Below are 23,033 nucleotides of genomic sequence, written 5' to 3'. Positions count from 1 at the left end.
CGCAAAGACCACACGAACAATTTTACTGCAAACAACAGGGTGATCTGCAAACTGTGTTTATGCAGTTAACCCGCACTATAGAAACGCTGCAATCCCATGTCAACTTGAGGCGCCACAGATTGCGAGCAATCCGTTGCAAAAAAACGTCAAAAAAAGCGTTTTTTTTCAGCCTCTGTCTCGCATAAGCCACACATTACACCGATGTGACGCGCCTACGAAACAGTGGCAGCGGGTTCAGCACGGTAGCCTGATAGTTTTCGCTAAAAGTATTGAAACCATCCAGCGAAGATTCCAGTGTCTTGCCGTCCTTGATGGCAAATGCATCAAAACCAACTTGCGCCATGGAATGCAGCAAGTCTTGCCAGACATCCCCGATCGCCCGCAGTTCCCCGCGATAGCCGTAGCGCTCGCGCAGCAAGCGCGCATGACTGTAGCCGCGCCCGTCGGTGAAGGCCGGAAAATCGACGGCGATCAGCTCCAGCTCTGGCAAATCGGCCAGTAGCCGCGCCGGATCGTCCTCCGGTCCCAGCCAGACGCCCACCCGCGCCGCATGGCTGCGCCAGAACGCGCGTCGTTCCAGCCAATCGGACAGCGGCACGATCACATTGCCGCCCGCGGCGGTTTCCGGCAACTGGCCGTTTTCATCCTGGCGCAGCAGATTCCAATCGTCGGGCCGGACTTGTCCCTGTTTAATGATGTTTGGCATACACCCGCTCCTTGAAGGGTTCGATGCCGATGCGGCGCACGGTTTCGATGAAGCGCTCGCCCGGACCGCGTTGCTCCAGATAGACGCTCATGATGGTGGTGAAGGCCTTGGGCACGTCGGCCTGGGCGAACGAGGGCCCGATCACCTTGCCTATGCTGGTGGCGCTGCCCTGGCTGCCGCCCAGCGTGATCTGGTACCACTCTTCCCCGTTTTTATCCACGCCCAGAATGCCGATATTGCCGATGTGATGGTGGCCGCAGGCATTCATGCAACCGGAGAAATTGCAGTCGATGTCGCCGAGGTCGTAGAGATAGTCCATGTCCTCGAAGGTTTGCTGGATGGCCTCGGCCACCGGAATCGAGCGCGCGTTGGCCAGCGAGCAGAAGTCGCCACCCGGACAGCAGATGATGTCGGTGAGCAGGCCGATATTGGGAGTGGCGAAGCCGTGCTGACGCGCCAGCTGCCACAAGGCGTGCAAATCCTTTTCCGGCACGTCCGGCAACACCAGGTTCTGTTCATGGGCGACGCGCAGTTCGCCGAATCCGAAGCGCTCGGACAATTCTGCCGCCGCGTCCATCTGTTCCGCGCTGATGTCGCCGGGCGGCACGCCGGCGCGTTTCAGCGACAGCACGACCGAGCGATAACCCGGCCGCTTGTGAGCGCGGGTATTGCGCTCCGCCCACCGGGCGAAGCCTTTGTCTTCTTCCAGCCAGGTCCGCAGCTCGGGCGGATTGGCCGGCAGCGTCTGATACGGCGGATCGGTGAAAAAGCTGGCGTAGTGCGCGACGTCCTCGTCGCGCAGCGTGGCCGGGCCGCCCTTGATATGCAGCCATTCGTCCTCCACCTTGGCGGCGAAGCCCTCCACCGTCATCGCCTTGACCAGGATCTTGATGCGCGCCTTGTATTTGTTGTCGCGGCGGCCGAAGCGGTTATAGACCCGCAGCACCGCGTCCAGATAGGTCAGCAGATGCGGGGTGGGCAGAAAATCCTTGACCACGTCGCCGACGATGGGCGTGCGCCCCAGTCCGCCGCCCACCATCACGCGGAAACCGACTTCGCCGGCCTCGTTGCGCACCACGTGCAGGCCGATGTCGTGCACGCGGGTGGCCGCGCGGTCTTCCACGCTGCCGGACACCGCGATCTTGAATTTGCGCGGCAGGAAGGTGAACTCGGGGTGCAGCGTGCTCCACTGACGGATGATCTCGCACCAGGGGCGCGGATCCAGCAGCTCGTCGCCGGCCACGCCGGCGAAAGCGTCCGTGGTGGTGTTGCGCACGCAGTTGCCGGAAGTCTGGATCGCGTGCATTTCCACCGTGGACAGCTCTTCCAGGATATCCGGCACCCGCGCCAGCTCCGGCCAGTTGAACTGGATGTTCTGGCGGGTGGTGAAATGGCCGTAGCCCTTGTCGTAGCGGCGGGCGATGTCGGCCAGCTTGCGCAGCTGGCCGCTGCGCAGATGGCCGTAGGGAATGGCGACGCGCAACATGGGCGCGTGGCGCTGCACGTACAGGCCGTTCATCAGCCGCAGCGGGCGAAACTCGTCCTCGCTCAGTTCGCCGGCCAGATAGCGCCGGGTCTGATCTCGAAACTGAACCACGCGCTCGCGCACGATGCGGTGATCGACTTCATCATATTGATACATGGTGCTCTTTCAGGCGGCGCTATGCCGGGCGTTTCAACGGGCTGGCCTTGACGTGCAGGCCGCATTCCTTGGAATCGGGGTTTTCCCACCACCAGCGGCCGGCGCGGACGTCCTCGCCCACCGAAATGGCCCGGGTACAGGGCGCGCAGCCGATGGAGGGGTAATGGCGGTCGTGCAGGGCGTTGTAGGGCACTTCGTGCGCGCGCAGATAGTCCCAGACCTCGCCCTCGCTCCAGTCCAGCAGCGGGCTGAACTTTTGCAGGCCGTTGTCGGCGTCGTATTCGCTGACCTGCAGATCCTGGCGCGTCGGCGACTGTTCGCGCCGCAGCCCGGTGATCCAGGCCGAACGCCCGGCCAGCGCGCGCCTTAGCGGCTCCAGCTTGCGCAGCTGGCAACAGGACTTGCGCGCGTCCACGCTGCGGTAAAAGCCGTTGATGCCGTGGAGGGCCACATACTGCTCCACCGCGGCGGACTGCGGAAAATACACGGCGACGGGGTGGCTGGGATAACGCTCTTCCACCCGCTGCATCAGGTCGTAGGTTTCCGCCGGCAGGCGGCCGGTGTCCAGGCTGAAGGCCGCGATGCCCAGGCCCAGGCGGGCGATCAGATCGGTCAGCACCATGTCCTCGGCGCCATAGCTGTTGGCCAGCACGGCGTCCGGATGCTCGGCCGCGATCGTCCTGAGGCAGGCGACGGTGGCGTCCAGTTTTGCTTCCAGGCTCATCAAAGGCTCCAGGCAGGAAATTTCATGACAATCCTACCCAAGCCGCTTATAAACCGAAAAGAATATTGTGTTAGTATTTAATTACTACAGGTTTTATAGAGGATGGCGTCGCATGAAGCTGCAACAACTGCGTTACTTGGTCGAGGTGGCCAAGCAAGGGCTGAACGTCTCGGAGGCCGCGGAAAAGCTGCACACCTCGCAACCGGGCATTTCCAAGCAAATCCGGCTGCTGGAGGACGAGCTGGGCATCCAGGTTTTCATCCGCAACGGCAAGCGGGTGGTCTCGGTGTCCGAGCCGGGTAAGGAGGTGCTGCGCATTTCCGAACGCATTCTGCGCGAAGCGCAGAATCTGAAACGGGTGGGCGACGAATTCTCCAAGGAGGCGGAAGGCGCGCTGACCATCGCCACCACGCACACTCAGGCGCGCTACGCGCTGCCGCCGGCCATCGCCGAGTTCGTTCGACGTTACCCCAAGGTGAGGCTGTCGATCAAGCAGGGCAGCCCCACCCAGATCTGCGAAATGGTGGTGTCCGGCGAAGCCGACCTCGCCATCGCCACCGAAGGCATCGCCTTGTATAAGGAATTGGCGATGCTGCCCTGCTATGAATGGAACCGCTCCATCGTGGTGCCGGAAGGGCACGAGCTGACCAAGCTGGATCGCCCGCTGACGCTGGCGGACATCGCACGCTACCCCATCGTCACCTACGACTTCGCCTTCGCCGGCCGCTCCAAGATCAACAAGGCCTTCGCCGATCAGGGCCTGGCGCCCAATGTGGTGCTGACCGCGATAGACACCGACGTGATCAAGACCTATGTCAGCCTGGGGCTGGGCATAGGCATCATCGCCAGCATGGCCTACGAGCCGGAACGCGATATCAATCTGCAGCTGCTGGACGCCGGCCATCTGTTCGAGCCGTCCACCACCAAGATCGGCATCCGCAAAGACGCCTATCTGCGCGGCTTCGCCTACACCTTCATCGAACTGTTCGCGCCCCATCTGCACCGGCGCGAAGTCGAAGCCGCGCTGCTGGCGCGCGACCCGGACAGCGAGGATTGAGCCGCTTCCGGCCAGGCAAAACAAAACGCCCCGATCTCGGGGCGTTTTCGCGTACAGGGGCGCCGGATCAGAGCGTCAGGCCGCCTGTCACCTCGATGGCCGCGCCGTTGATGTAGCTGGCCTCGTCGGACGCCAGGAAGGCGTAGACGTTGGCGATCTCGGTCGGGTCGGCCATGCGCCGCATCGGCACCTTGTCTTCCATCGCCTGGATCACTTTTTCCGGCATCGATTGCAGGATGGGAGTGGCGACAAAGCCCGGACACACCGCATTGGCGCGGATGCCCTTCTTGCCCAGCTCCTTGGCCCAGGTCTTGACGAAGCCGATGACGCCGAACTTGGACGCCGCGTAGTTGGTCTGGCCGAAGTTGCCGTAGACGCCCACCACCGAGGACGCGTTCAGGATCACGCCGCCGCCCTGCTCCACCATGGTGTCGATCACCGCGCGGGCACAGTTGTAAACGCCTTTCAGATTGATGTCGATCACCTTGTCGAACTGGTCTTCGGTCATTTTCATCAACTGGGCGTCCATGACGATGCCGGCGTTGTTGACCAGCACGTCGATGCGGCCGCGGCGGTTTTTCAGGTCGGCGACCATTTCGGCGATCTGGCCCTTATTGGTCACGTCCACCTTATAGCCTATGGCTTCGCCGCCGGCCTGCTGCAACTCCTCGACCACCGCGTTGACCGCGTCCAGATTGAGGTCGCAAACGGCGACGACTGCGCCTTCTTTGACGAATTTCTCGGCGGTCGCCTTGCCGATGCCGCTGGCGGCGCCGGTGATGATGGAGACTTTACCTTTCAAGCGCATGGATTTTCCTTACTGACTTTGTAGATGACAGGCAATCCGCCCGGAGGCCGGACTTACAACTCCACCATCGACCACCTATGGCCAAACACCTGTTTTTATTGGTTATTTTTTAAAGCAAAAAAGAAAAGCGGGAGTTTGTGCGCTGCAGCCATTGCAGCGCACAAGACGCACTGCAATATAGCGCACTGACTCCCGCCGGTAAAGCAACTGCTCTACAGGTCAGTTACCGCGTGTAACCGACCAAGAGCCGAGGCTTACTCCAGGCCCTTGCTGGCCAGATAGTCTTCGTAGTTGCCGGTGTAGTAGTCGTAACCGCCCTTGCCGTCCAGTTCCAGCACGTGCGTCGCCAGCGAGCTGACGAACTGACGATCGTGGGAAACGAAGACCAGGGTGCCCTTGTACTTCTCCAGCGCCATGTTCAGGGACTCGATCGATTCCATATCCATATGGTTGGTCGGTTCATCCATGATCATCACATTGGGTTTTTGCAGGATCAGCTTGCCGTACAGCATGCGTCCCTTCTCGCCGCCGGACAGCACGCGCACCGGCTTGCCCACTTCGTCGCCGCCGAACAACAGACGGCCCAGCGTGCCGCGGATCACCTGCTCGTCGTCGCCTTCCTGGCCCCATTCGCGCATCCATTCGGTCAGCGTCATATCGCTGTCGAAATCGGCTTCATGGTCCTGGGAGAAATAGCCGACCTGGGCTTTTTCCGCCCATTTGATCGAACCGCGGTCGGCGCTCAGGCCTTCGGCGAACGGCGCGTTGAAGGCGCCGGCCAGCAGCTTGACCAGCGAGGTCTTGCCCGCGCCGTTGGGGCCGATGACGGCCAGACGGGCGCCGGCTTCCAGGATCAGGCTCAGATCCTTGAACAGCACCTTGGCGTCGTAAGCCTTGTTCAGGTGATCCACCTCCACCGCCTGACGGTGCAGCTTGAACTTGTCGTCCATTTCAAAACGGATGAACGGGTTCTGACGGCTGGACGGCTTCACTTCCACCATTTCGGACTTCAGCTTGTCCACCTGCTTCAGTCGGCTGGTCGCCTGGCGCGCCTTGGATTTGTTGGCGGAGAAGCGGGCCACGAACTCCTGCAGTTCCTGGATGCGCTCCTTGGCCTTGCTGTTGGACGACAGCTGACGCTCCCTTGCCTGAGCCGACGCGATCATATAGTCGTCGTAGTTGCCCGGGTAGATGCGGATGGTGTTGTAGTCCAAGTCCGCCATATGGGTGCACACCGAGTTCAGGAAGTGACGGTCGTGCGAAATGATGATCATGGTGGCGTTGCGCTCGTTGAGCACGTGTTCCAGCCAGCGGATGGTGTTGATGTCCAGGTTGTTGGTCGGTTCGTCCAGCAACAGGATGTCCGGATTGGAGAACAGGGCTTGCGCCAGCAAGACGCGCAGCTTCCAGCCCGGCGCCACTTCGCTCATCGGGCCGGCGTGCTGTTCCACCGGAATGCCCACGCCCATCAGCAACTCGCCCGCGCGCGCCTCGGCGGTGTAGCCGTCGTATTCGGCGAACTTGGCTTCCAGTTCGGCCGCGTGCATATAGTCGTCTTCGCTGGCCTCCGGGTTGGCGTAGATGGCGTCGCGTTCGCTCATCGCAGCCCACATCTCGGTGTGGCCCATCATCACCACGTCGATGACGCGCTGATCTTCATAGGCGAACTGATCCTGACGCAGCTTACCCAGGCGCAGACCGTTCTCGATGGCCACCTCGCCGCTGGTCTGCTCCAGGTCGCCACCCAGAATCTTCATAAAAGTGGATTTGCCGGAACCGTTGGCGCCGATCAGGCCGTAACGGTTGCCTTCGCCAAATTTGACGGAAACCTTTTCGAACAAAGGTTTGACGCCAAACTGCATGGTAATGTTGCTTGTGGTAATCACGCTTAGGGATCCTTCAGCCAAATAGCCGTAAGTATCGGAAAAACGTGGGATTCTAGCACAGTGCCGGCGTTTTCCCGAGCCGTCCGTCACGGAAACGCCGCCTACCTTTTGCCAGCATCTGGAATTCCGCTACAATCGTAAGCCTTGTTTTCTATTCCCTGAGATAGGCTGAACTATGCTTACCGGCAGCTTGGTCGCCCTGGTCACCCCGATGTCCGCAGACGGCTCGGTGGACTACGAGGCACTGCGACGACTCGTCGATTTCCATATTGAGAATGGCACCGACGGCATTGTCGCGGTTGGCACCACGGGCGAATCCGCCACATTGAACGTGACCGAGCATATCGCCGTGGTCAAGGCGGTTGTCGAATACGCTGAAGGCCGCGTCAAAGTCGTCGCCGGCGCCGGCGGCAACTCCACGGCCGAAGCGATCGAGCTGAGCCACCTGTCCCAGGAGGTTGGCGCCGATTACGTGCTGTCCGTCGTGCCTTATTACAACAAGCCCACTCAGGAAGGTCTGTACCAGCATTTCAAAGCGATCGCCGACGCCAGCAAGCTGCCGGTCATTCTTTATAATGTGCCCGGCCGCACCGTTGCCGACATGAGCAACGACACCGCGCTGCGCCTGGCCGCCCACCCGAACATCGTCGGCCTGAAAGACGCCACCGGCGACATCGGCCGCGCCTGCGATCTGGTCATGCGCGTTCCGGACGGCTTCACCCTTTATTCCGGCGATGACGCCACCGGCATGGCCTTCATGCTGTGCGGCGGCCACGGCGTGATCTCGGTCACCGCCAACATCGCCCCCAAATCCATGAGCGAGCTGTGCAAAGCCGCCACCAGCGGCAACGCCAAGCTGGCTCGCGAGATCAACGACAAGCTGCAAGGCCTGCACAAGCAGCTGTTTATCGAACCCAACCCGATTCCGGCCAAGTGGGCGCTGACGCGGATGAACCGGATTCCCTCCGGCATCCGCCTGCCGCTGACTCCGCTCTCCCCCGACGCGCAAGCGGCCGTGGAAGCGGCGATGAAACAAGCCGACGTCCTTTAACCCTTCCCCTGCCGAAACGATGGGAGACCGCATGAAACGAACCGCGCCCGCCGCGATTCTGCTGGCAACTGGCATTATCGCCGGTTGCAGCTCGCAACAGCCGCTGACCAAAAAGCTGGACTACCAGTCCGACAAGCCCAAAACCGTCAACACTCTGGAAGTGCCGCCGGATCTGACCGCGCCGCAAGTCCAGAACAAATACACCATCCCAGGCGCCGCCAGCGCCGCCGCCCAGGGCGCCAAGACCGACGCGCCGGCGCAACAGCCGGCGGCCGGCAGCTCGGTCGCGCTGAACCAGCTGGACAACGTCAAGATGGAACGCGCCGGCACCCAGCGCTGGCTGGTGGTGTCGGGCAAGAGCCCGGAACAGCTGTGGCCCGCGCTGAAAGCCTTCTGGCAGGACAACGGCTTCGTGATCAAGAGCGAAGACCCGGCCGTGGGCGTGATGGAAACGGACTGGGCGGAAAACCGCGCCAAACTGCCCAACGACGGCCTGCGCAAGCTGCTGGAAACCGTCGGCCTCGGCAGCGTCTACTCCACCGGCGAGCGCGACAAGTTCCGCATTCGTCTGGAAAAGACCGCCAACGGCACGGAAGTTTACTTCTCCCACCGCGGCATGGAAGAAGTCTATGCCGACACCACCAAGACCAATACCATCTGGCAGCCGCGCGCCACCGACCCGGGCCTGGAAGCCGAGTTGCTGGGCCGCTTCATGATGAATCTGGGCATGGCGGAAGATAAAGCCCGCGAACAGGTCAAGCAGACGCTGAGCGCGCCGGCCAAGCCGCAAACCCCCATCGTAGACGGCCAGTTGCTGCTCAGCGACGAGTTCGACCGCGCTTGGCGCCGCGTCGGCCTGGCGCTGGACCGCGTCGGCCTGGTGGTCAGCGACCGCGACCGTTCCCAGGGCGTTTACTTCGTCAAACCGGCCAAGAGCGAAACCGACAAGAACGAGTCCGGCGGCTTCTGGTCCGGCCTCGCCTTCTGGAAGAGCGACGACGGCAAATCCGCCAAACCCACGGAGCAGGAATACCGCGTGCAGATCAAGGAAACCGCGCCCGGCTCCAGCACGGTGTCCATCCAGGACAAACAAGGCAAGCCGCTGTCGGACGCCTTCAGCAAGGCCGCGCTGTCCAAGCTGCAAACCGAGCTGCAATAAGACGCGAAATCAACGCGTCCCAAAAGATAAAGCCCGCTGTCGCGGGCTTTTCTTTGCGCCTTGTTTTCCCAATGGCCGGTCAATGAATCCGGCCATCCGTTATCAGGCGAAATGTAACGCTTTGTAGCGAACAGACAATTGTGTTGTTTTCATGTTGCAACACCCCTTGTTCCATTTGCTACAGATACAAAAAAACCGGCCATAGCCGGTTTTTTTGTCGCAGGCCAAGAATTACTTGGCAGCGGAAGCCTCAGCAGCCGGAGCGGAAGCAGCAGCCGGAGCGGAAGCTTCAGCAGCCGGAGCGGATGCCGGAGCGGCAGCCGGAGCGGATGCTTCAACAGCAGGAGCGGAAGCTTCAGCCGGAGCTTCAGCTTTCTTACCGCAAGCGGACAGGGCTACAGCCAGCAGGGCAGCAACGAGGAGCGACTGTTTCATTTTTTCATTACCTTTGAGGATAAGTTGAACAAGACGTCAGTTATCGCACGGTCTTCGAAATAAGCCGGGCGACTGAAAATCCATCAGTGCGCAAATTGTATCACGAAAAAAAAGGCTGTATAGGGGGCAAAATTCCAAAAAAACACCTTTGCCCATAATCCTCTTCCGCAAAGCAGCATAGCCACAAAAACGGGCGTTTACCCCTGTCGTTGAGGCCAGAATTTGTCGATATCACTTGCGCATCCGAACAATTTCTGTGGTTATTTTGCTACATTCGTCGCCAAATGCCAATAGCCTGCCAGGTATCCCTCGTACAAACATTCCTGCATGCCAGGCCCAAGCGCCGCGCCGGCAATGCTTCTGGCATTGGCGAAGGCGCGCCAAGCGGCGAAATCCTCTTCCGCGGCCTCCAGTTTCTCGCCGTTGCAATAGAAACTATCGCCGCAGAACAGGATCTGGCTCTTGCGGTCCAGTTCCAGTCCGCGCAATGTCGCTTCGCTCTCGAATTCGGCCTCGTCCAACTCCTCTTCCGGCGCGTCGTAAAATACATGCGCCTTGGGTTCGGTCAGATAGTGGCCCAGGAAGTCCCCCACCGCGGCCTTGTCCCAACGGATCTGCTCCAGCAGACGGCTGACCTGCTCCACCATCTCGTCGCCGATCCGCGCCGGGTCCTGCTGCAGCTTGAGCCCGGGATCGGCGTACACGCCTTCCGCGCAGATGCGGTCCTGCAGATGCACCAGGAATTGCGTCGCCAGTTCCTGCGCCGGCGGCGCGCGGAAGCCGATCGAATAAGTCATGCCCGGGTCCAGCGCCACGCCGTGATGCGCGCACTTGGGCGGCAGATAGAGCATGTCGCCGTGCTCCAGCACGAACTCCTGCTCGCAACGGAAGTCCTTCAGCACCCGGATCGGCGCGTCTTCGATGAAGTCGTCGTCGTGCTGGGTGGAGATCTGCCAGCGCTTGCGCCCGCCCACTTGCAAGAGGAACACGTCGTAGGCGTCGAAATGCGGCCCCACGGTGCCGCCCGGCGGCGCGTAGCTGATCATCAGATCGTCCAGCCGCGCGTAGGGAATGAAGTTGAAGCGCCACAGCAGCTCGTCGATATGCGGCAGATGCTGGTTGACCCCCTGCACCAGCAAGGTCCAGTCCGTCTCCGGTAACCGGCGGAAACGCGCCGGGCGGAACGGACCGCGCTCCAGGCTCCAGCGGCCGTTGCGGCATTCAATCAGACGCGACTCCGCGTCTTCGCGGGTCGCCAGTTGCGACAGCACCGAAAAATCCGCCAGCGGCCCCACCTCGGTCAGGGCGCCGCGGATCAGCAAAGGCTTCTTATGCCAGTACTCGGCGAGGAACTGTTCGGGCGACATCCCGCCCAGCAAAGTTGTTGTGTTCATGGCAGTTTCACGGGCTGAAACGCCCGGCAATGGTTTACAATATGGGATGCGCGCAATTGGCGGCGCATCTGAAAATCGTTTTCGATGGCCGGCTTGCGCCGCCATCCGCTTTATTTACCTTCCTTCACGGATCCGCACTCATGCAAATCTCCAAAAACACCGTCGTGACCCTCCACTACGAGATGTTCGACGCTGACAACAACCTCCTCGACAAGACCGAAGAGCCGATCAGCTATCTGCACGGTGGCTACGACGGCATCTTCCCGCTGGTGGAAGAAGCTTTGGAAGGCAAGGCCGTTGGCGACGCCATCGACGTCAAGATGACGCCGGACGACGCTTTCGGCGACCCGGAAGAAGAACTGATCCGCTTGGAAGACCTGGACGTGTTCCCGGCTGACGTCGAAGTCGGCATGATGTTCGAAGCCGACGATCCGGAAACCGGCGACGTGCTGCTGTTCCGCGTCACCGACATCGCCGACGGCAAGGCCGTGGTCGACGCCAACCACCCGCTGGCCGGCCAGAGCATCCGCTTCACCGCCAAGGTAGTGGAAATCCGCGCCGCCAGCGCCGATGAAGTCAGCCATGGTCACGCCCACGGCGAGCACGGCCACCACCATTGATCAGGCATCCGGCCCTGCCGGCACCGGCGTCATTGTAATGCTTTTGCCGGCGCGCCGGCCTGATTTCGACAAAGGCGGCCCATTGGGCCGCCTTTGTCATGCCTGAGCGCGAACGCTCCGGCGCTATCCCAAGCGCGTGCGCCGCCAGCGCCAACAACCCGCGGCCAGCACCAGCGCGCACACCGCCAGCCTCAGGCCGTACTCCTCATGGCTGCCCGGCTTGTACAACAGCCACAGCAGCTGCAGCGCCAAGGCCGGCAGCATCAGCGACTGCAGCCGCGCGCTCAAGCCCGCCGGCCATCCCCGAGGCCAGGCCCAGCGGCAAGCGGCGCTCATGGACGCCCATCCCAGCAAGGCGCCCACCGTCACATCCAGCGGCCAGTGCACGCCTATCGCCAAGCGCGACAGCATCACCAAGGCCACGGCCGCCGTCAGCAAGGCTCCGCGGCGCAAGACGCCTGAATAATAAAGAAAGCTCGCCAGCGTGGCGGATGCCATCGCATGGCCGGAGGGGAAAGAGCCGTTGCCGGGTAAATCGTCCAGCAATTGCACCGAGCCCGACGGCAGCGCCAACGGCGGTCGCGGCACGGCGAAGCCCGCCTTGAGCACGATGGCCAGAAACACGCCGACGCCGCAGCCCACCAACAAGGCCGGCAGCTTGTCCGGCCGCCGCCAGCTCAAGGCCAGCAGCAGGGCCAGCACCGTGGGCCAGTCGCCCAGCACGCTCAACAGACGCCAGAACGCGCCGGGCGCGACGCGGCCGGCCTCATGCAGGATCAGAAACAATTCTCGATTGAAATCCGGGGACACTGCCAGCAGGACAGCCAGCGGCGATAACAACAACGCCGGCCACAGCCGGCGCAGACAGGACAACTTAAACCACATCAGTCAGCTTTCATCGTTGCGAGGGTGATTCGATCCAGACCCGCCAGATCGACAATGGTTTCCACTTGCAGCAAACCCGCGTCGGCGAAAAGCCCGCGCACCGCCTCGCCCTGGTCGTAGCCGTGCTCGACGATCAAGCCGCCGCCCGGCGCCAGCCGTCGCGGCGCGTCGGCGGCGATGGCGCGCAGACAGTCCAGCCCATCGGCCTCGTCGGTCAGCGCCATCCGCGGCTCGAAACGCACATCCCCCTGCCCCAGGTGTTCGTCGTCGCGCTGTATATACGGCGGATTGGACACGATGAGATCGAAGACCGCGTCCTCGGGCAAGGCTTGATACCAGCTGCCCTGATAAAAATCGACGCGCGCGCCCAGGCGTTCCGCGTTGCCGCGCGCGATGGCCAGCGCCTCCGGCGACAGATCGACGGCGCAGACCCGCCATGCCGGCGCCTCCAGCGCCAGCGTCGCGGCGATGGCGCCGCTGCCGGTGCCCAGGTCGACAACGCGGGCGGCGCGGTCGCCAAACCTCTGCAAAGCCGCCTCGATCAAGTGCTCGGTTTCCGGCCGGGGATCAATACCTGCGGGCCCACGGTGAAATCGCGGCCGTAGAATTCTCGCCGGCCGATCAGATAGGCCACCGGCTCGCCGGCGGCGCGCCGGGCGGCCAGCCCGCGGAAACACGCCTCCTGTTCCGCGCTCAGCGTCTGTTCCGGGTAGGCCGCGATGCGGGCGTGAGTCAGCTCCGGCGCCGCCTGCTGCAATAGCATGCGGGCTTCCAGGCGGGGCAAGGGGTATAGGCGCAGCGCCTCGGCTATCGTCAGCATGGTCTTCACAACAGGAACAGGGTGGCGAGACCCAGGAAAATGAAAAAGCCGCCGGAGTCGGTGCAGGCGGTGATCAGCACGCTGGAGCCCAGCGCCGGGTCGCGGCCGGAGCGCTGCATCAGGCAGGGAATCAACACGCCCATGGTGGCGGCCAGCATCAGATTGAGCAGCATCGCGCCCAGCATCACCAGACCCAACGAAAAGCTGCCGTACAACAGCCAGGCCACGCTGCCTATCACCCCGCCCCACAGCACGCCGTTGATCATGCTGACTCGCAACTCCTTGCGCCACAAGCGCCAGGCCTGGCTCAGCTGCATCTGCCCCATGGCCAGCGCCCGCACGATCATGGTGATGGTTTGATTGCCGGAGTTGCCGCCGATGCCGGCGACGATGGGCATCAGCGCGGCCAGGGCCACCAATTGGGAAATGGAGTGTTCGAACACGCCGATCACCCGCGAGGCGATGAAGGCGGTGCACAGATTGATCGCCAGCCAGGCCCAGCGGTTCTTCACCGAATCGATCACCGGCGCGAACAGGTCTTCTTCCTCTTTCAAGCCGGCCAGATTCAGCACTTCGCTGTCGGATTCCTCCCGGATCACGTCCACCATCTCGTCCACGGTCAGCCGGCCGATCAGCTTGCCGGCCTCGTCCACCACCGGCGCGGTGATCAAGTCGTAGCGTTCGAAGGCCAGCGCCGCGTCGGCGGCGTCCTCGTCCGGGCTGAAGCTGACCAGCTCGGTGGCCATCACTTCGGCCACCAAGGCGTCGGGGTCGGACACCAGCAGTTTGCGGATGGACAGCACGCCCTTGAGCAGGCCCAAGTCGTCGATGACGAAGATTTTGTCGGTATGCGCCGGCAGTTCGTCGAAACGGCGCAGATAGCGCAGCACCACTTCGCAGCTGACGTCGGCGCGGATCTTGACCAGGTCGAAGTCCATCAGCGCGCCGACCTTGTCCTCGTCGTAGGACAGCGCGGATTGCAGCTGGGCGCGCTCTTCCTCGTCCAGGCCGCCCATCACTTCGTACACCACCTGGCGCGGCATGTCCGGCGCCAGTTCGGCCAGTTCGTCGGCGTCCAGTTGCTCGGCGGCGTTGACCAGCTCGCCGTGCTCCATCACTTCGATCAGCGATTCCCTGACCGCGTCGGACACTTCCAGCAGGATGGCGCCGTCGCGCGCGCCGCCCACCTGGTCCCAGACCAGCAGGCGGTCTTCCAGCGGCAAGGCTTCCAGGATATGGGCGACGTCGGCCGGGTGCAGCTGCTCCAGCTTCAGCCGCAGCGCTTCCAGATTGTAATGCGGGGCCAGCGGGTCCGTCGGCGGCTCGGACGCCTCCTGACGGGATACAAGATCTTCCAACTGCCGCTGGCGCTCGATCAGGCGCTGCACCAGGGCCAGGCTTTCTTGCAGACGATCGGCGGATTGTTGCTTGAAGGCAACCGTCATGCACGTCTCCTTCCGCCCAGATGGCGCGCGCGGCGCGGGCGGTCTGAGGCGGGCGTTATTCTCTAACGGTAAATCGGGATTGGATTACGGGGTAACTGGGTAAGTCCATTGCGTAGCCGCCATGCCTCGCGCATGGCGCACTCAAAGAAAGTCGCGATTGTAACATGCCGCCTGCGCCGCTCCAATCCGGCCCCCGGGCGCTCACGGCAGTTCCACATAGCCCATACGCCGCTGGATGATGCGGGTCTTGCGCGCCAGGCCCGGCGCGCCGCGATGGCTGTCGTAATAGCGCGGATTGGGCACCATCGCCGCCAGCTTGGCCGCCTGCGACGAAGACAGCCGCGCCGCGCTGGAGCGGTAGTAATAGCGCGAGGCCGCCTCCGCGCCGAAAACCCCGTTGCCCCACTCGATCACGTTCAGGTAAATCTCGAAAATGCGCCGCTTGTCCAACACCGTTTCCAGCATCACCGTGATCAAGGCTTCCTCCACCTTGCGCCACGGCGTCTTGCTGCTGGACAGGAACAAATTCTTGGCCAGCTGCTGGCTGATGGTGGAGCCGCCGGCGACGATCTTGCCCTTCTTCAGATTTTTTTCGAAAGCGGCCTCGATGCCGTCCCAATCGAAACCTTCGTGATCGACGAACTTGGCGTCTTCCGACGCGATCAGCGCGCGCTTCAGATTGGGCGAGATCTGCTCGTAACTCACCCATTTGTGGCGCAGCTCCGCCTCGGGGTCGTCCTGCTGCAGCTTGGCCAGCTGTTCGTTCATGAAGGCGCTGGCCGACGGATTGTGGCCGCGCCAATAAACGATATGGCCGAAGATCCACAGGTTATACAGCAGAAAGGCGGCCATCAGGGCCGCCAGTACTTTCAGGAAGAGACGCATCATCTGACTCGCGAAGCGAGCCCCCTCGCAGGGCAAGGGGGATTGGGATTCAAACCGCGGGAGGCGAAAGCGACGCCTTGTTGATGGGTCCGGACCCGCCGGACCCGGCGAGCGTCAGGCCAGCACTTCCCGCAGCATATTGGTCACCTTGCGGGTGGCCGGCTCCACGCCGCGCCAGATGGCGAAGGACTCCGCCGCCTGCTCCACCAGCATGCCCAGGCCGTCGGCCAGCATGCCGGCGTTTTCCGCCTGCGCGCGTTGCAAGAAGGGCGTCAGGCCCTTGCTGTACACCATGTCGTAAGCCAGGGTGCGCGCGGTGAACAGGCCGTAGGGGATGGGCGGCAATTCATTGCTGAGGCTGGTCGAGGTGGCGTTGATCACGATGTCGAAGCTGCGGCCCTTCAATTGCTCGTAGCCTATGGCCTCCACCTTGCCCCAGGGCGCGAAGTGATGCGCCAGCGCCTCGGCCTTGATCAGCGTGCGGTTGGCGATGGTCAAGGAGGCCGGCTTTTGCGCCAGGATGGGTTCCAGCACGCCGCGCACCGCGCCGCCCGCGCCCAGGATCAGCACCTTGGCGCCGGCGATCGGGTAGTCCAGATTGTCCACGATGTCGCGCACCAGGCCCACGCCGTCGGTGTTGTCGCCGTAGATCTTGCCGTCGCGGAAGCACAGGGTGTTGACCGCCTCCGCCGCGCGGGCGCGCTCGGTCAGCTCATTGGCGAAACGGTAGGCGTCGCCCTTGAACGGCAGCGTGATATTGAGGCCCTTGCCGCCGGCGGAGACAAACTCGGCCACCACTTCGTTGAAACGCCCCAGTTCGGCGAACAACTTGTCGTAAGCGATATCCTGGCCGGTGGCCGTCGCGAATTCGTTATGGATGAACGGCGACTGGCTGTGCGAAACAGGGTTGCCGATAACGGCGTAACGGTCGGTCATGAGTCAGCTTTCCAAGATTTGGCTATGTTTTCGGTATTCGGATAGAGAGTGGCTAACAAAGCCCCGGCGCCGCGTCGCGCTTGGCTTTGTTGGCGGCTCTCGTCGCGTCCGCGCCGCCCTGCCGGCGGCGCTATGACACTTTGCCGTGGAATACGCCAAACTTCAACCACGACGTCGCCGCGCCGGCCCCGGCTCAGCCTTGTTGCCAGGGCAGGCCGCGCGCTTTCCAGCCGCCCACGGTGTTGCGGTGGCCGTCGGCGTCCTTGTCGCCCTCAAACCCCTCCAGCACGTTGTAGGCTTCGGTGTAACCGGCGGCGGCGGCCATGCGCGCCGCTTCGTCCGAGCGCACGCCGGAACGGCACATCAGCATCAGCACGCCGTCCTTGGGCAGCATGTCCTGCAATTGCTCGATGAAACGCGGATTGGGCTGCATGCCGGGAAAGCTCCGCCACTCCAGCCGCTGGGCATAGGGCACCACGCCGACGAACTGCCATTCCGCCGCGCTGCGCACGTCCAGCAGCACCGCTTCCGGCATCGCCTGCTTCAGCTGGTGCGCTTCCTGCGGCGTCAAGGCGCCGCGATAGGGCAAGCCCTGTTCTTCCGCCCGGCGCCGCGCCTGTTGCAATAGCCGCGTCATCTGATCCATGCAAGCTCTCCCCGCGGCCCGGCCGCCTTGTCGAACCGCCGACACCCCTTGACGCTGCGCCGGCCGGCTCAGCGTCTTAGCGGGGTTTTGTCAGCCGCTCTCGTTACCTTATATACGGAATATACGGATTATCCATATCGACGAAGACGGCCGCAATGCCGTCAACGCCCTGTTTTGGTGCATAAGCCGAATCCAGGCACCACCCTGGTTCATTCAACTCCGCTAGCGCCCGGTTTTGGGCTATGACACAATGGAATCTCAGCGATTTCAAAGCTGGCACGCTTAATGCTTAAGAGCCTGCCATCCACTCATTCGCACATGATGCATGTAGCCTTTCAGGAGAAAACCATGGCGGTTGCAGACGTAGTCAAGCTGATTACCGAAAATGATGTCAAGTTCATCGACCTGCGCTTTACCGATACCCGCGGCAAAGAACAACACGTGTCGATTCCGGCCCATGTGCTGCTGGACGATCCGGACGCATGGTTCGAACACGGCCACGCTTTCGACGGTTCCTCGATCGCGGGCTGGAAAGGCATCCAGGCATCCGACATGCTGTTGATGGCCGACCCGGCCACCGCCCGCATCGACCCGTTCTACGACGAACCCACCGTCTTCCTGCACTGCGATGTGATCGATCCGGCCGACGGCAAGGGCTACGACCGCGACCCGCGCTCCATCGCCAAACGCGCCGAAGCCTATCTTAAGGCCTCCGGCCTGGGCGACACCGCCTATTTCGGCCCGGAACCGGAATTCTTCATCTTCGACAGCGTGACCTGGGGCACAGACATGTCCGGCTGCTTCGTCAAGATCAAGGCCGAAGAAGCCGCCTGGGCTTCCGCCGAGGAGTTCGAAGGCGGCAATATGGGTCACCGCCCGGGCATCAAGGGCGGTTACTTCCCGGTGCCGCCGGTGGATTCCTCGCAAGACATCCGCTCCGCCATGGTGCTGCTGCTCGAAGAGCTGGGCATCCCGGTGGAAGTGCACCACCACGAAGTGGCCACCGCCGGCCAGAACGAGATCGGCACCAGGTTCAGCACCCTGACCCAGCGCGCGGACTGGACCCAGATCCTGAAATACGTGGTGCACAACGTGGCCCACAGCTACGGCAAGACCGCCACCTTCATGCCCAAGCCCATCGTCGGCGACAACGGTTCCGGCATGCACGTGCACCAGTCCATCTGGAAGGACGGCAAGAACCTGTTCGCCGGCGACGGCTACGCCGGCCTGTCCGAAACCGCGCTCTACTACATCGGCGGCATCATCAAGCACGCCAAGGCGCTGAACGCGATCACCAACCCGGGCACCAACTCTTACAAACGCCTGGTGCCGCACTATGAAGCGCCGGTGAAGCTGGCCTACTCCGCCAAGAACCGCTCCGCGTCCATCCGCATTCCGCATGTGGCCAGCCCCAAAGGCCGCCGCATCGAAGCGCGCTTCCCGGACCCCTTGGCCAACCCCTATCTGTGCTTCTCCGCTCTGCTGATGGCCGGCCTGGACGGCATCCAGAACAAGATCCACCCGGGCGACGCCGCGGACAAGAACCTGTACGATTTGCCGCCGGAAGAAGACAAGCTGATCCCGACCGTGTGCGCCAGCCTGGACGAGGCGCTGGCCGCTCTGGACAAGGACCGCGAGTTCCTGACCCGCGGCGGCGTGTTCTCCAATGACTGGATCGACGCCTACATCGAGCTGAAGATGCAGGAGGTCAACCTGACCCGCATGACCACCCATCCGGTGGAATTCGCGATGTATTACTCGCTGTAATACCGGCGCATGGAAAAACGGCAGCCTCCGGGCTGCCGTTTTCATATATGACTTGTCCGGCGGATTTGCATATCATTGCAGAGCTGAAACCCGGAACTCGACACGCCGCCCATGAAAACTCTATCGCTTTGTCTCTTGCTGTTGCTGAGCGCCTCCGCTCACGCCACCGTTTACAAGTACGTGGACAAAGACGGCAACGTCACTTTCACCAATGTGCCGATACGCGGCGCGCAGGCGATCCGGCTCAACCCGCTCTCCTCCTATCCCAGCCAGCACAAGAAAAGCGCCTCCCCCGCCAATAGCAGCGGCGGCAACGGAGACGCCAAGCCCTCCGGCAGCTACCCCAGCGTCGATCCCGGCACCCAGAAGCAGCGCGACAACGGCCGCCGCAAGATCCTGGAACAGGAGCTCGCCAATGAGCAAAAAGCGCTGAGCGAGGCGGAAAAAGCGCTGACCGACGGCAAGGCCACGCGCAACGGCGACGAAACCCGCAATTACCAGAAATACCTGAACCGGGTGCAGAAGCTGCAGGACGAAGTCACCGACCGCCAGAAAAACGTGGAAGCCTTGCGTCGCGAGCTGGGGCAGAACTAGTTTGACGCACCATCATGGTGCATACTGAAAAGAAATGGGCCATTCCCGGGCGCGCGGGCATGGCCCGAATTTTGCTCAGCCTGCGCAAGCCCTCCGCCTCAGCCTACAGGACACACCGCACCATGCCGCCGACCAGCTTTGCCGGACTAGAACTGCTGGACACCCCCGTGCTGATCGTCGACGCCGACGGCGCGCTGCATTTCGTCAATCCCGCATGCGAGAACCTGCTGGCGCTGGGCAGCCGCGAACTGCGCCGCCACAGCCTGTTCGATCTGTTCCAGCCCTGCCCGGCGCTGCGCCAGGCGCTGTCCACCGCGCTGCGCCACAACGCCAGCTTCATCGAGCACGATCTGGAACTGATCCCGCAGCACAGCGAGCAGGCGCTGCACATCGCGCTGTCGGTGGCGCCGGTGGACGCGGACGGCGGACTGGCGCTGATCGAACTGCGGCCGCTGGATCAGCAGTTGAAGATCGCCAACGAGGAACGGCTGCTGCTGCAACACCAGGCCAATCGGGAGCTGATCCGCAACCTGGCGCATGAGATCAAGAACCCGCTGGGCGGCATCCGCGGCGCGGCGCAATTGCTGGAGCACGAGTTGCTGGACCGCCCGGAGCTGAAGGAATACACCGCGGTGATCAAGGAGGAGGCGCTGCGGCTGCAATCGCTGGTCGACCGGCTGCTGGCGCCGCACCGCAGCCATGTGCGCGGCGAGATCAATATCCACGAAGTGCTGGAACGCGTGCGCAGCATCGCGCTGGCCGAATATCCGCAGGGCCTGCAGATTCGCCGCGACTACGACACCAGCCTGCCCCAGCTGGTGGCCGACAAGGAACAGCTGATCCAGGTGGCGCTCAACATCGTCAAGAACGCCGTTCAGGCGATGAAGGGCCGCGGCCAATTGATTCTGCGCACCCGGGTGGCGCGCCAGGTGACGCTGGCGCGCAAGCGCCACACCCTGGCATTGAAATTGCAGATCATCGACGACGGTCCCGGCATCCCCGACGAGATCAAGGACCATATTTTCTACCCGCTGGTCACCGGCCGCGCCGAAGGCACCGGCCTGGGGCTGACCCTGGCCCAGGCCTTCGTCCACCAGCACGGCGGCAATATCGAATTCGACTCCCGGCCGGGACAGACCTGCTTCACCGTGACCTTGCCTTTCGCCACGGATTGAGCGGACCCGCCCACCCCAAACACATTGCCGCCGCCCGCTCACGCCGGCGGCGCCGAGCACAAGGATTTCGCGATGAACCAAGCGGTATGGATTATTGACGACGACAAGGCGATACGCTGGGTGCTGGAAAAGGCGCTGGGGCGCGCCGGCATCGGCTTCGACAGCTTCGCCAGCGCCGACGACGCGCTGAACGCGCTCTACGACCGCGCCCCGCAAGTCATCATTTCGGACATCCGCATGCCGGGCACCGACGGGCTGAAATTCCTATCCAAGGTCAAGTCCGAGCACCCAACGCTGCCCGTCATCATCATGACCGCGCACTCCGACCTGGATTCCGCGGTGGCGGCCTTCCAGGGCGGCGCCTTCGAATACCTGCCCAAACCCTTCGACGTCGATCAGGCGGTGCTGCTGATCGAGCGCGCGCTGGCGGAAAGCCGGCCGGACATCGCGGTCAGCGATCATCCGGAAGCGATGCCGGTGCTGCTGGGCCAGGCGCCGGCGATGCAGGACGTGTTCCGCGCCATCGGCCGGCTGTCCCAGTCCAACGTCACCGTGCTGATCACCGGCGAATCCGGCACCGGCAAGGAGCGCGTGGCCGAGGCCCTGCACCGCCACTCGGTGCGCGCGGGCAAACCCTTCATCGCGCTGAACACCGCCGCCATTCCCAAAGACTTGCTGGAGTCGGAACTGTTCGGCCATGAAAAAGGCGCGTTCACCGGCGCGCAAGCCACCCGTCGCGGCCGCTTCGAGGAGGCCGAGGGCGGCACCCTGTTCCTGGACGAGATCGGCGACATGCCCACCGAGCTGCAAACCCGACTGCTGCGCGTGCTGTCCGACGGGCACTTCTACCGCGTCGGCGGCCACACCCCGATCAAGGCCAATGTCCGCGTCATCGCCGCCACGCATCAAAACCTGGAACAGCGCGTGCGCGACGGCCAGTTCCGCGAAGACCTCTACCACCGCCTGAACGTAATCCGCCTGCGGCTGCCGCCGCTGCGCGAACGGCGCGAGGACATCCCGCTGCTGGCCCGCCACTTCCTGGCCAAGAGCGCCACCCAGCTGGGCGTGGAACCCAAGCGGCTCAGCGACGCCGCCATGGACGTGGTCAAGCACAGCCTGTTCTCCGGCAATGTCCGCGAACTGGAAAACCTGTGCCAGTGGATCAGCGTGATGGCGCCCGGCCAGACCGTGGAAGTGGCCGATCTGCCGCAGGAACTGCGCGACCCGGCCGCCGGCGCGCGCCATGCCGGCGGCGCGGAAGCGGGACAGCTTGACTGGCCGCAGCTGCTGGCCGAAGAGGTCAGCCGCCGCCTGCGCGCCGGCGAGGCCGGCATCATCGACGAGCTGACCCGGCGCTTCGAAACCAGCTGCATCCGCAGCGGCCTGACCCATACCGGCGGCCGCAAAGTGGAGGCCGCCCACCTGCTGGGCTGGGGCCGCAACACCCTGACCCGCAAGATCCAGGAACTGGGTTTGGAGGCCCATGCCGATGAAAGCCATGACAAGGCCGATCTCGGGCTCATAAAATGAATCCATGATCATTCCGCAAGGACCCGCCCATGTCCAAATCCGCGCTGGCGCTGCTCACCCTGCTGGCCGGCGGGTGGGTCCACGCCGCTCCCGTCCTGCGCATCGTCGTCGGCAGCGCCGAACCGGCGCCCTTCATCCAACAGACCTCCTCGCAACTGTCCGGCCCCGTCATCGACCTCGCCCGGCAAGCGGCGGAACACTGCGGCCTGCACGCCCAGTTCCAACAGCTGCCGGCGCGACGCCTGCTGCGCAGCCTGGCGCTGAACCAGGCCGACGCCGCCGCCATGCTCTCCTTCCAGACTGACCGCGCCAAGCAGATGCTCTATCCGATGCGCGGCGAGCTGGCGGACAGCCGGCTGAGGCTGACCGCGCTGTCCTACGTGCTCTACGTTCCGCAAACTTCAACACTGCGTTGGGACGGCCACCGGCTGGACCTGCCCGAGGACGACAGCGTCGGCGTCAATCGCGGCTGGTCGGTCATCCGCGTATTGAAAGCCCGCCGGATTCCCACCGAGGCCGGCGCCGATCTGGAAGAAAATTTCGCCAAGCTGCAGGCGGGCCGCATCGCCGCCTTCGCCATGCACGAACCCGGCGGCGACGCTTACCTGGCGCAACACTCGCAGCTGCGCATGAAAAAGCTGCTGCCGCCGCTGAAGACCGAAAACAGCTATCTGGTGTTCGGCAAGGCTTACGGCCAGGCGCATCCGGAACGCATGCGCTGCGTCTGGAATCAATTGCCGTCGCTGCGCCGGCAATTGGACCTGCCCTAAGAGCCGGTTCACAGTCTCGTGAGCAAGGGCGAGACCAGCGGAGAAAGCGGAATCTACTCGTGGCGCATGAGCATGTCGCAGACGGCGCGCAGCCGATC

Annotated in this window: 20 protein-coding genes and 1 pseudogene; 9 read left to right on the top strand and 12 right to left on the bottom strand. The window is 63.1% G+C overall.

The features are described from left to right. Positions 1–193: 193 nt before the first annotated feature. The 3 genes from HQN78_RS00675 to HQN78_RS00665 are packed head-to-tail and all read right to left on the bottom strand — an operon-like array spanning position 194 to position 3,072. Positions 194–706, bottom strand: coding sequence for a DUF934 domain-containing protein (locus HQN78_RS00675; protein ID WP_227104416.1), 513 nt, complete (start codon positions 704–706; stop codon positions 194–196). Then, complete coding sequence (locus tag HQN78_RS00670; RefSeq protein ID WP_227104418.1) at positions 690–2,348, bottom strand: nitrite/sulfite reductase; 1,659 nt, start codon at positions 2,346–2,348, stop codon at positions 690–692. Before HQN78_RS00670 ends, HQN78_RS00675 begins: the two co-directional genes overlap by 17 nt. Positions 2,349–2,367: 19 nt before the next feature. Beyond that, positions 2,368–3,072 (bottom strand): phosphoadenylyl-sulfate reductase, encoded by a 705-nt coding sequence (locus HQN78_RS00665; RefSeq protein WP_107798516.1) that lies wholly within the window; start codon positions 3,070–3,072, stop codon positions 2,368–2,370. Between the two features lie 112 nt (positions 3,073–3,184). Between HQN78_RS00665 and cysB the strand changes: the two genes are divergently transcribed. After that, positions 3,185–4,129 carry an HTH-type transcriptional regulator CysB gene (gene cysB, locus HQN78_RS00660; protein WP_107798515.1) on the top strand — a complete coding sequence of 315 codons (945 nt, stop codon included), beginning with the start codon at positions 3,185–3,187 and terminating at the stop codon, positions 4,127–4,129. 67 nt (positions 4,130–4,196) lie between these two features. On the opposite strand, the gene fabG is transcribed toward cysB, so the two are convergent. Together fabG and HQN78_RS00650 are read right to left on the bottom strand one after the other, a co-directional pair. Beyond that, on the bottom strand, positions 4,197–4,937 hold the full coding sequence (fabG, locus tag HQN78_RS00655) for a 3-oxoacyl-ACP reductase FabG (protein ID WP_166451873.1): 741 nt from the start codon (positions 4,935–4,937) through the stop codon (positions 4,197–4,199). Positions 4,938–5,191: 254 nt separating this feature from the next. After that, positions 5,192–6,823, bottom strand: coding sequence for an ABC-F family ATPase (locus HQN78_RS00650; RefSeq protein WP_235087315.1), 1,632 nt, complete (start codon positions 6,821–6,823; stop codon positions 5,192–5,194). Between the two features lie 175 nt (positions 6,824–6,998). On the opposite strand from HQN78_RS00650, the gene dapA reads away from it, so the two are divergent. Together dapA and bamC are read left to right on the top strand one after the other, a co-directional pair. Continuing rightward, on the top strand, positions 6,999–7,874 hold the full coding sequence (dapA, locus tag HQN78_RS00645) for a 4-hydroxy-tetrahydrodipicolinate synthase (RefSeq protein WP_107798513.1): 876 nt from the start codon (positions 6,999–7,001) through the stop codon (positions 7,872–7,874). Positions 7,875–7,905: 31 nt separating this feature from the next. After that, positions 7,906–9,033, top strand: coding sequence for an outer membrane protein assembly factor BamC (gene bamC, locus HQN78_RS00640; RefSeq protein ID WP_107798512.1), 1,128 nt, complete (start codon positions 7,906–7,908; stop codon positions 9,031–9,033). Between the two features lie 695 nt (positions 9,034–9,728). Here the strand turns inward: bamC and HQN78_RS00635 are convergent. Next, on the bottom strand, positions 9,729–10,862 hold the full coding sequence (locus HQN78_RS00635; RefSeq protein ID WP_107798511.1) for a cupin domain-containing protein: 1,134 nt from the start codon (positions 10,860–10,862) through the stop codon (positions 9,729–9,731). A gap of 140 nt (positions 10,863–11,002) precedes the next feature. Between HQN78_RS00635 and HQN78_RS00630 the strand changes: the two genes are divergently transcribed. Further along, positions 11,003–11,482: a peptidylprolyl isomerase gene (locus tag HQN78_RS00630; RefSeq protein WP_107798510.1), complete on the top strand. Its 480-nt coding sequence runs from the start codon at positions 11,003–11,005 to the stop codon at positions 11,480–11,482. Positions 11,483–11,605: 123 nt separating this feature from the next. Here the strand turns inward: HQN78_RS00630 and HQN78_RS00625 are convergent, their stop codons facing one another. The 6 genes and pseudogenes from HQN78_RS00625 to HQN78_RS00600 all read right to left on the bottom strand — a co-directional run bounded on the left by HQN78_RS00625 (position 11,606) and on the right by HQN78_RS00600 (position 17,099). Beyond that, a complete protein-coding gene (locus tag HQN78_RS00625; protein WP_235087313.1) occupies positions 11,606–12,367 on the bottom strand; it encodes a phosphatase PAP2 family protein in 762 nt (253 codons plus the stop codon). Continuing rightward, positions 12,367–13,184, bottom strand: a pseudogene (gene prmC, locus HQN78_RS00620) (peptide chain release factor N(5)-glutamine methyltransferase). The gene HQN78_RS00625 and the pseudogene prmC overlap by 1 nt, the downstream one beginning before the upstream one ends. Positions 13,185–13,192: 8 nt before the next feature. After that, entirely contained in the window at positions 13,193–14,632 is a 1,440-nt protein-coding gene (mgtE, locus tag HQN78_RS00615; protein WP_107798508.1) for a magnesium transporter, read from the bottom strand. A 201-nt stretch (positions 14,633–14,833) separates the two neighbouring features. Continuing rightward, the gene (gene mtgA, locus HQN78_RS00610; RefSeq protein WP_199225817.1) at positions 14,834–15,520 is read right to left on the bottom strand and encodes a monofunctional biosynthetic peptidoglycan transglycosylase; all 687 of its coding nucleotides are present in this window, start codon (positions 15,518–15,520) and stop codon (positions 14,834–14,836) included. Positions 15,521–15,631: 111 nt separating this feature from the next. Beyond that, positions 15,632–16,453, bottom strand: a complete 822-nt coding sequence (aroE, locus tag HQN78_RS00605) for a shikimate dehydrogenase (RefSeq protein ID WP_107798507.1) — start codon at positions 16,451–16,453, stop codon at positions 15,632–15,634. A 193-nt stretch (positions 16,454–16,646) separates the two neighbouring features. Further along, positions 16,647–17,099, bottom strand: coding sequence for a rhodanese-like domain-containing protein (locus tag HQN78_RS00600; RefSeq protein ID WP_107798506.1), 453 nt, complete (start codon positions 17,097–17,099; stop codon positions 16,647–16,649). A 348-nt stretch (positions 17,100–17,447) separates the two neighbouring features. On the opposite strand from HQN78_RS00600, the gene glnA reads away from it, so the two are divergent. The 5 genes from glnA (at position 17,448) to HQN78_RS00575 (ending at position 22,935) form a co-directional block, all read left to right on the top strand. Then, a complete protein-coding gene (glnA, locus tag HQN78_RS00595) occupies positions 17,448–18,866 on the top strand; it encodes a glutamate--ammonia ligase (protein WP_107798505.1) in 1,419 nt (472 codons plus the stop codon). Positions 18,867–18,977: 111 nt separating this feature from the next. Next, positions 18,978–19,460 (top strand): DUF4124 domain-containing protein, encoded by a 483-nt coding sequence (locus tag HQN78_RS00590; RefSeq protein ID WP_107798504.1) that lies wholly within the window; start codon positions 18,978–18,980, stop codon positions 19,458–19,460. 122 nt (positions 19,461–19,582) lie between these two features. Then, on the top strand, positions 19,583–20,635 hold the full coding sequence (gene glnL, locus HQN78_RS00585; RefSeq protein ID WP_107798503.1) for a nitrogen regulation protein NR(II): 1,053 nt from the start codon (positions 19,583–19,585) through the stop codon (positions 20,633–20,635). Between the two features lie 72 nt (positions 20,636–20,707). Next, positions 20,708–22,165: a nitrogen regulation protein NR(I) gene (ntrC, locus tag HQN78_RS00580; protein WP_107801688.1), complete on the top strand. Its 1,458-nt coding sequence runs from the start codon at positions 20,708–20,710 to the stop codon at positions 22,163–22,165. A 29-nt stretch (positions 22,166–22,194) separates the two neighbouring features. Next, positions 22,195–22,935 carry an ABC transporter substrate-binding protein gene (locus HQN78_RS00575; protein WP_235087310.1) on the top strand — a complete coding sequence of 247 codons (741 nt, stop codon included), beginning with the start codon at positions 22,195–22,197 and terminating at the stop codon, positions 22,933–22,935. Positions 22,936–23,033 lie beyond the last annotated feature (98 nt).

This window comes from Chromobacterium sp. Beijing, from assembly GCF_021496765.1.
Classification (GTDB): Bacteria; Pseudomonadota; Gammaproteobacteria; order Burkholderiales; family Chromobacteriaceae; genus Chromobacterium.
Note: the sequence above shows the minus strand (reverse complement) of the source record. Positions and strands in the feature narration are given on the sequence as shown.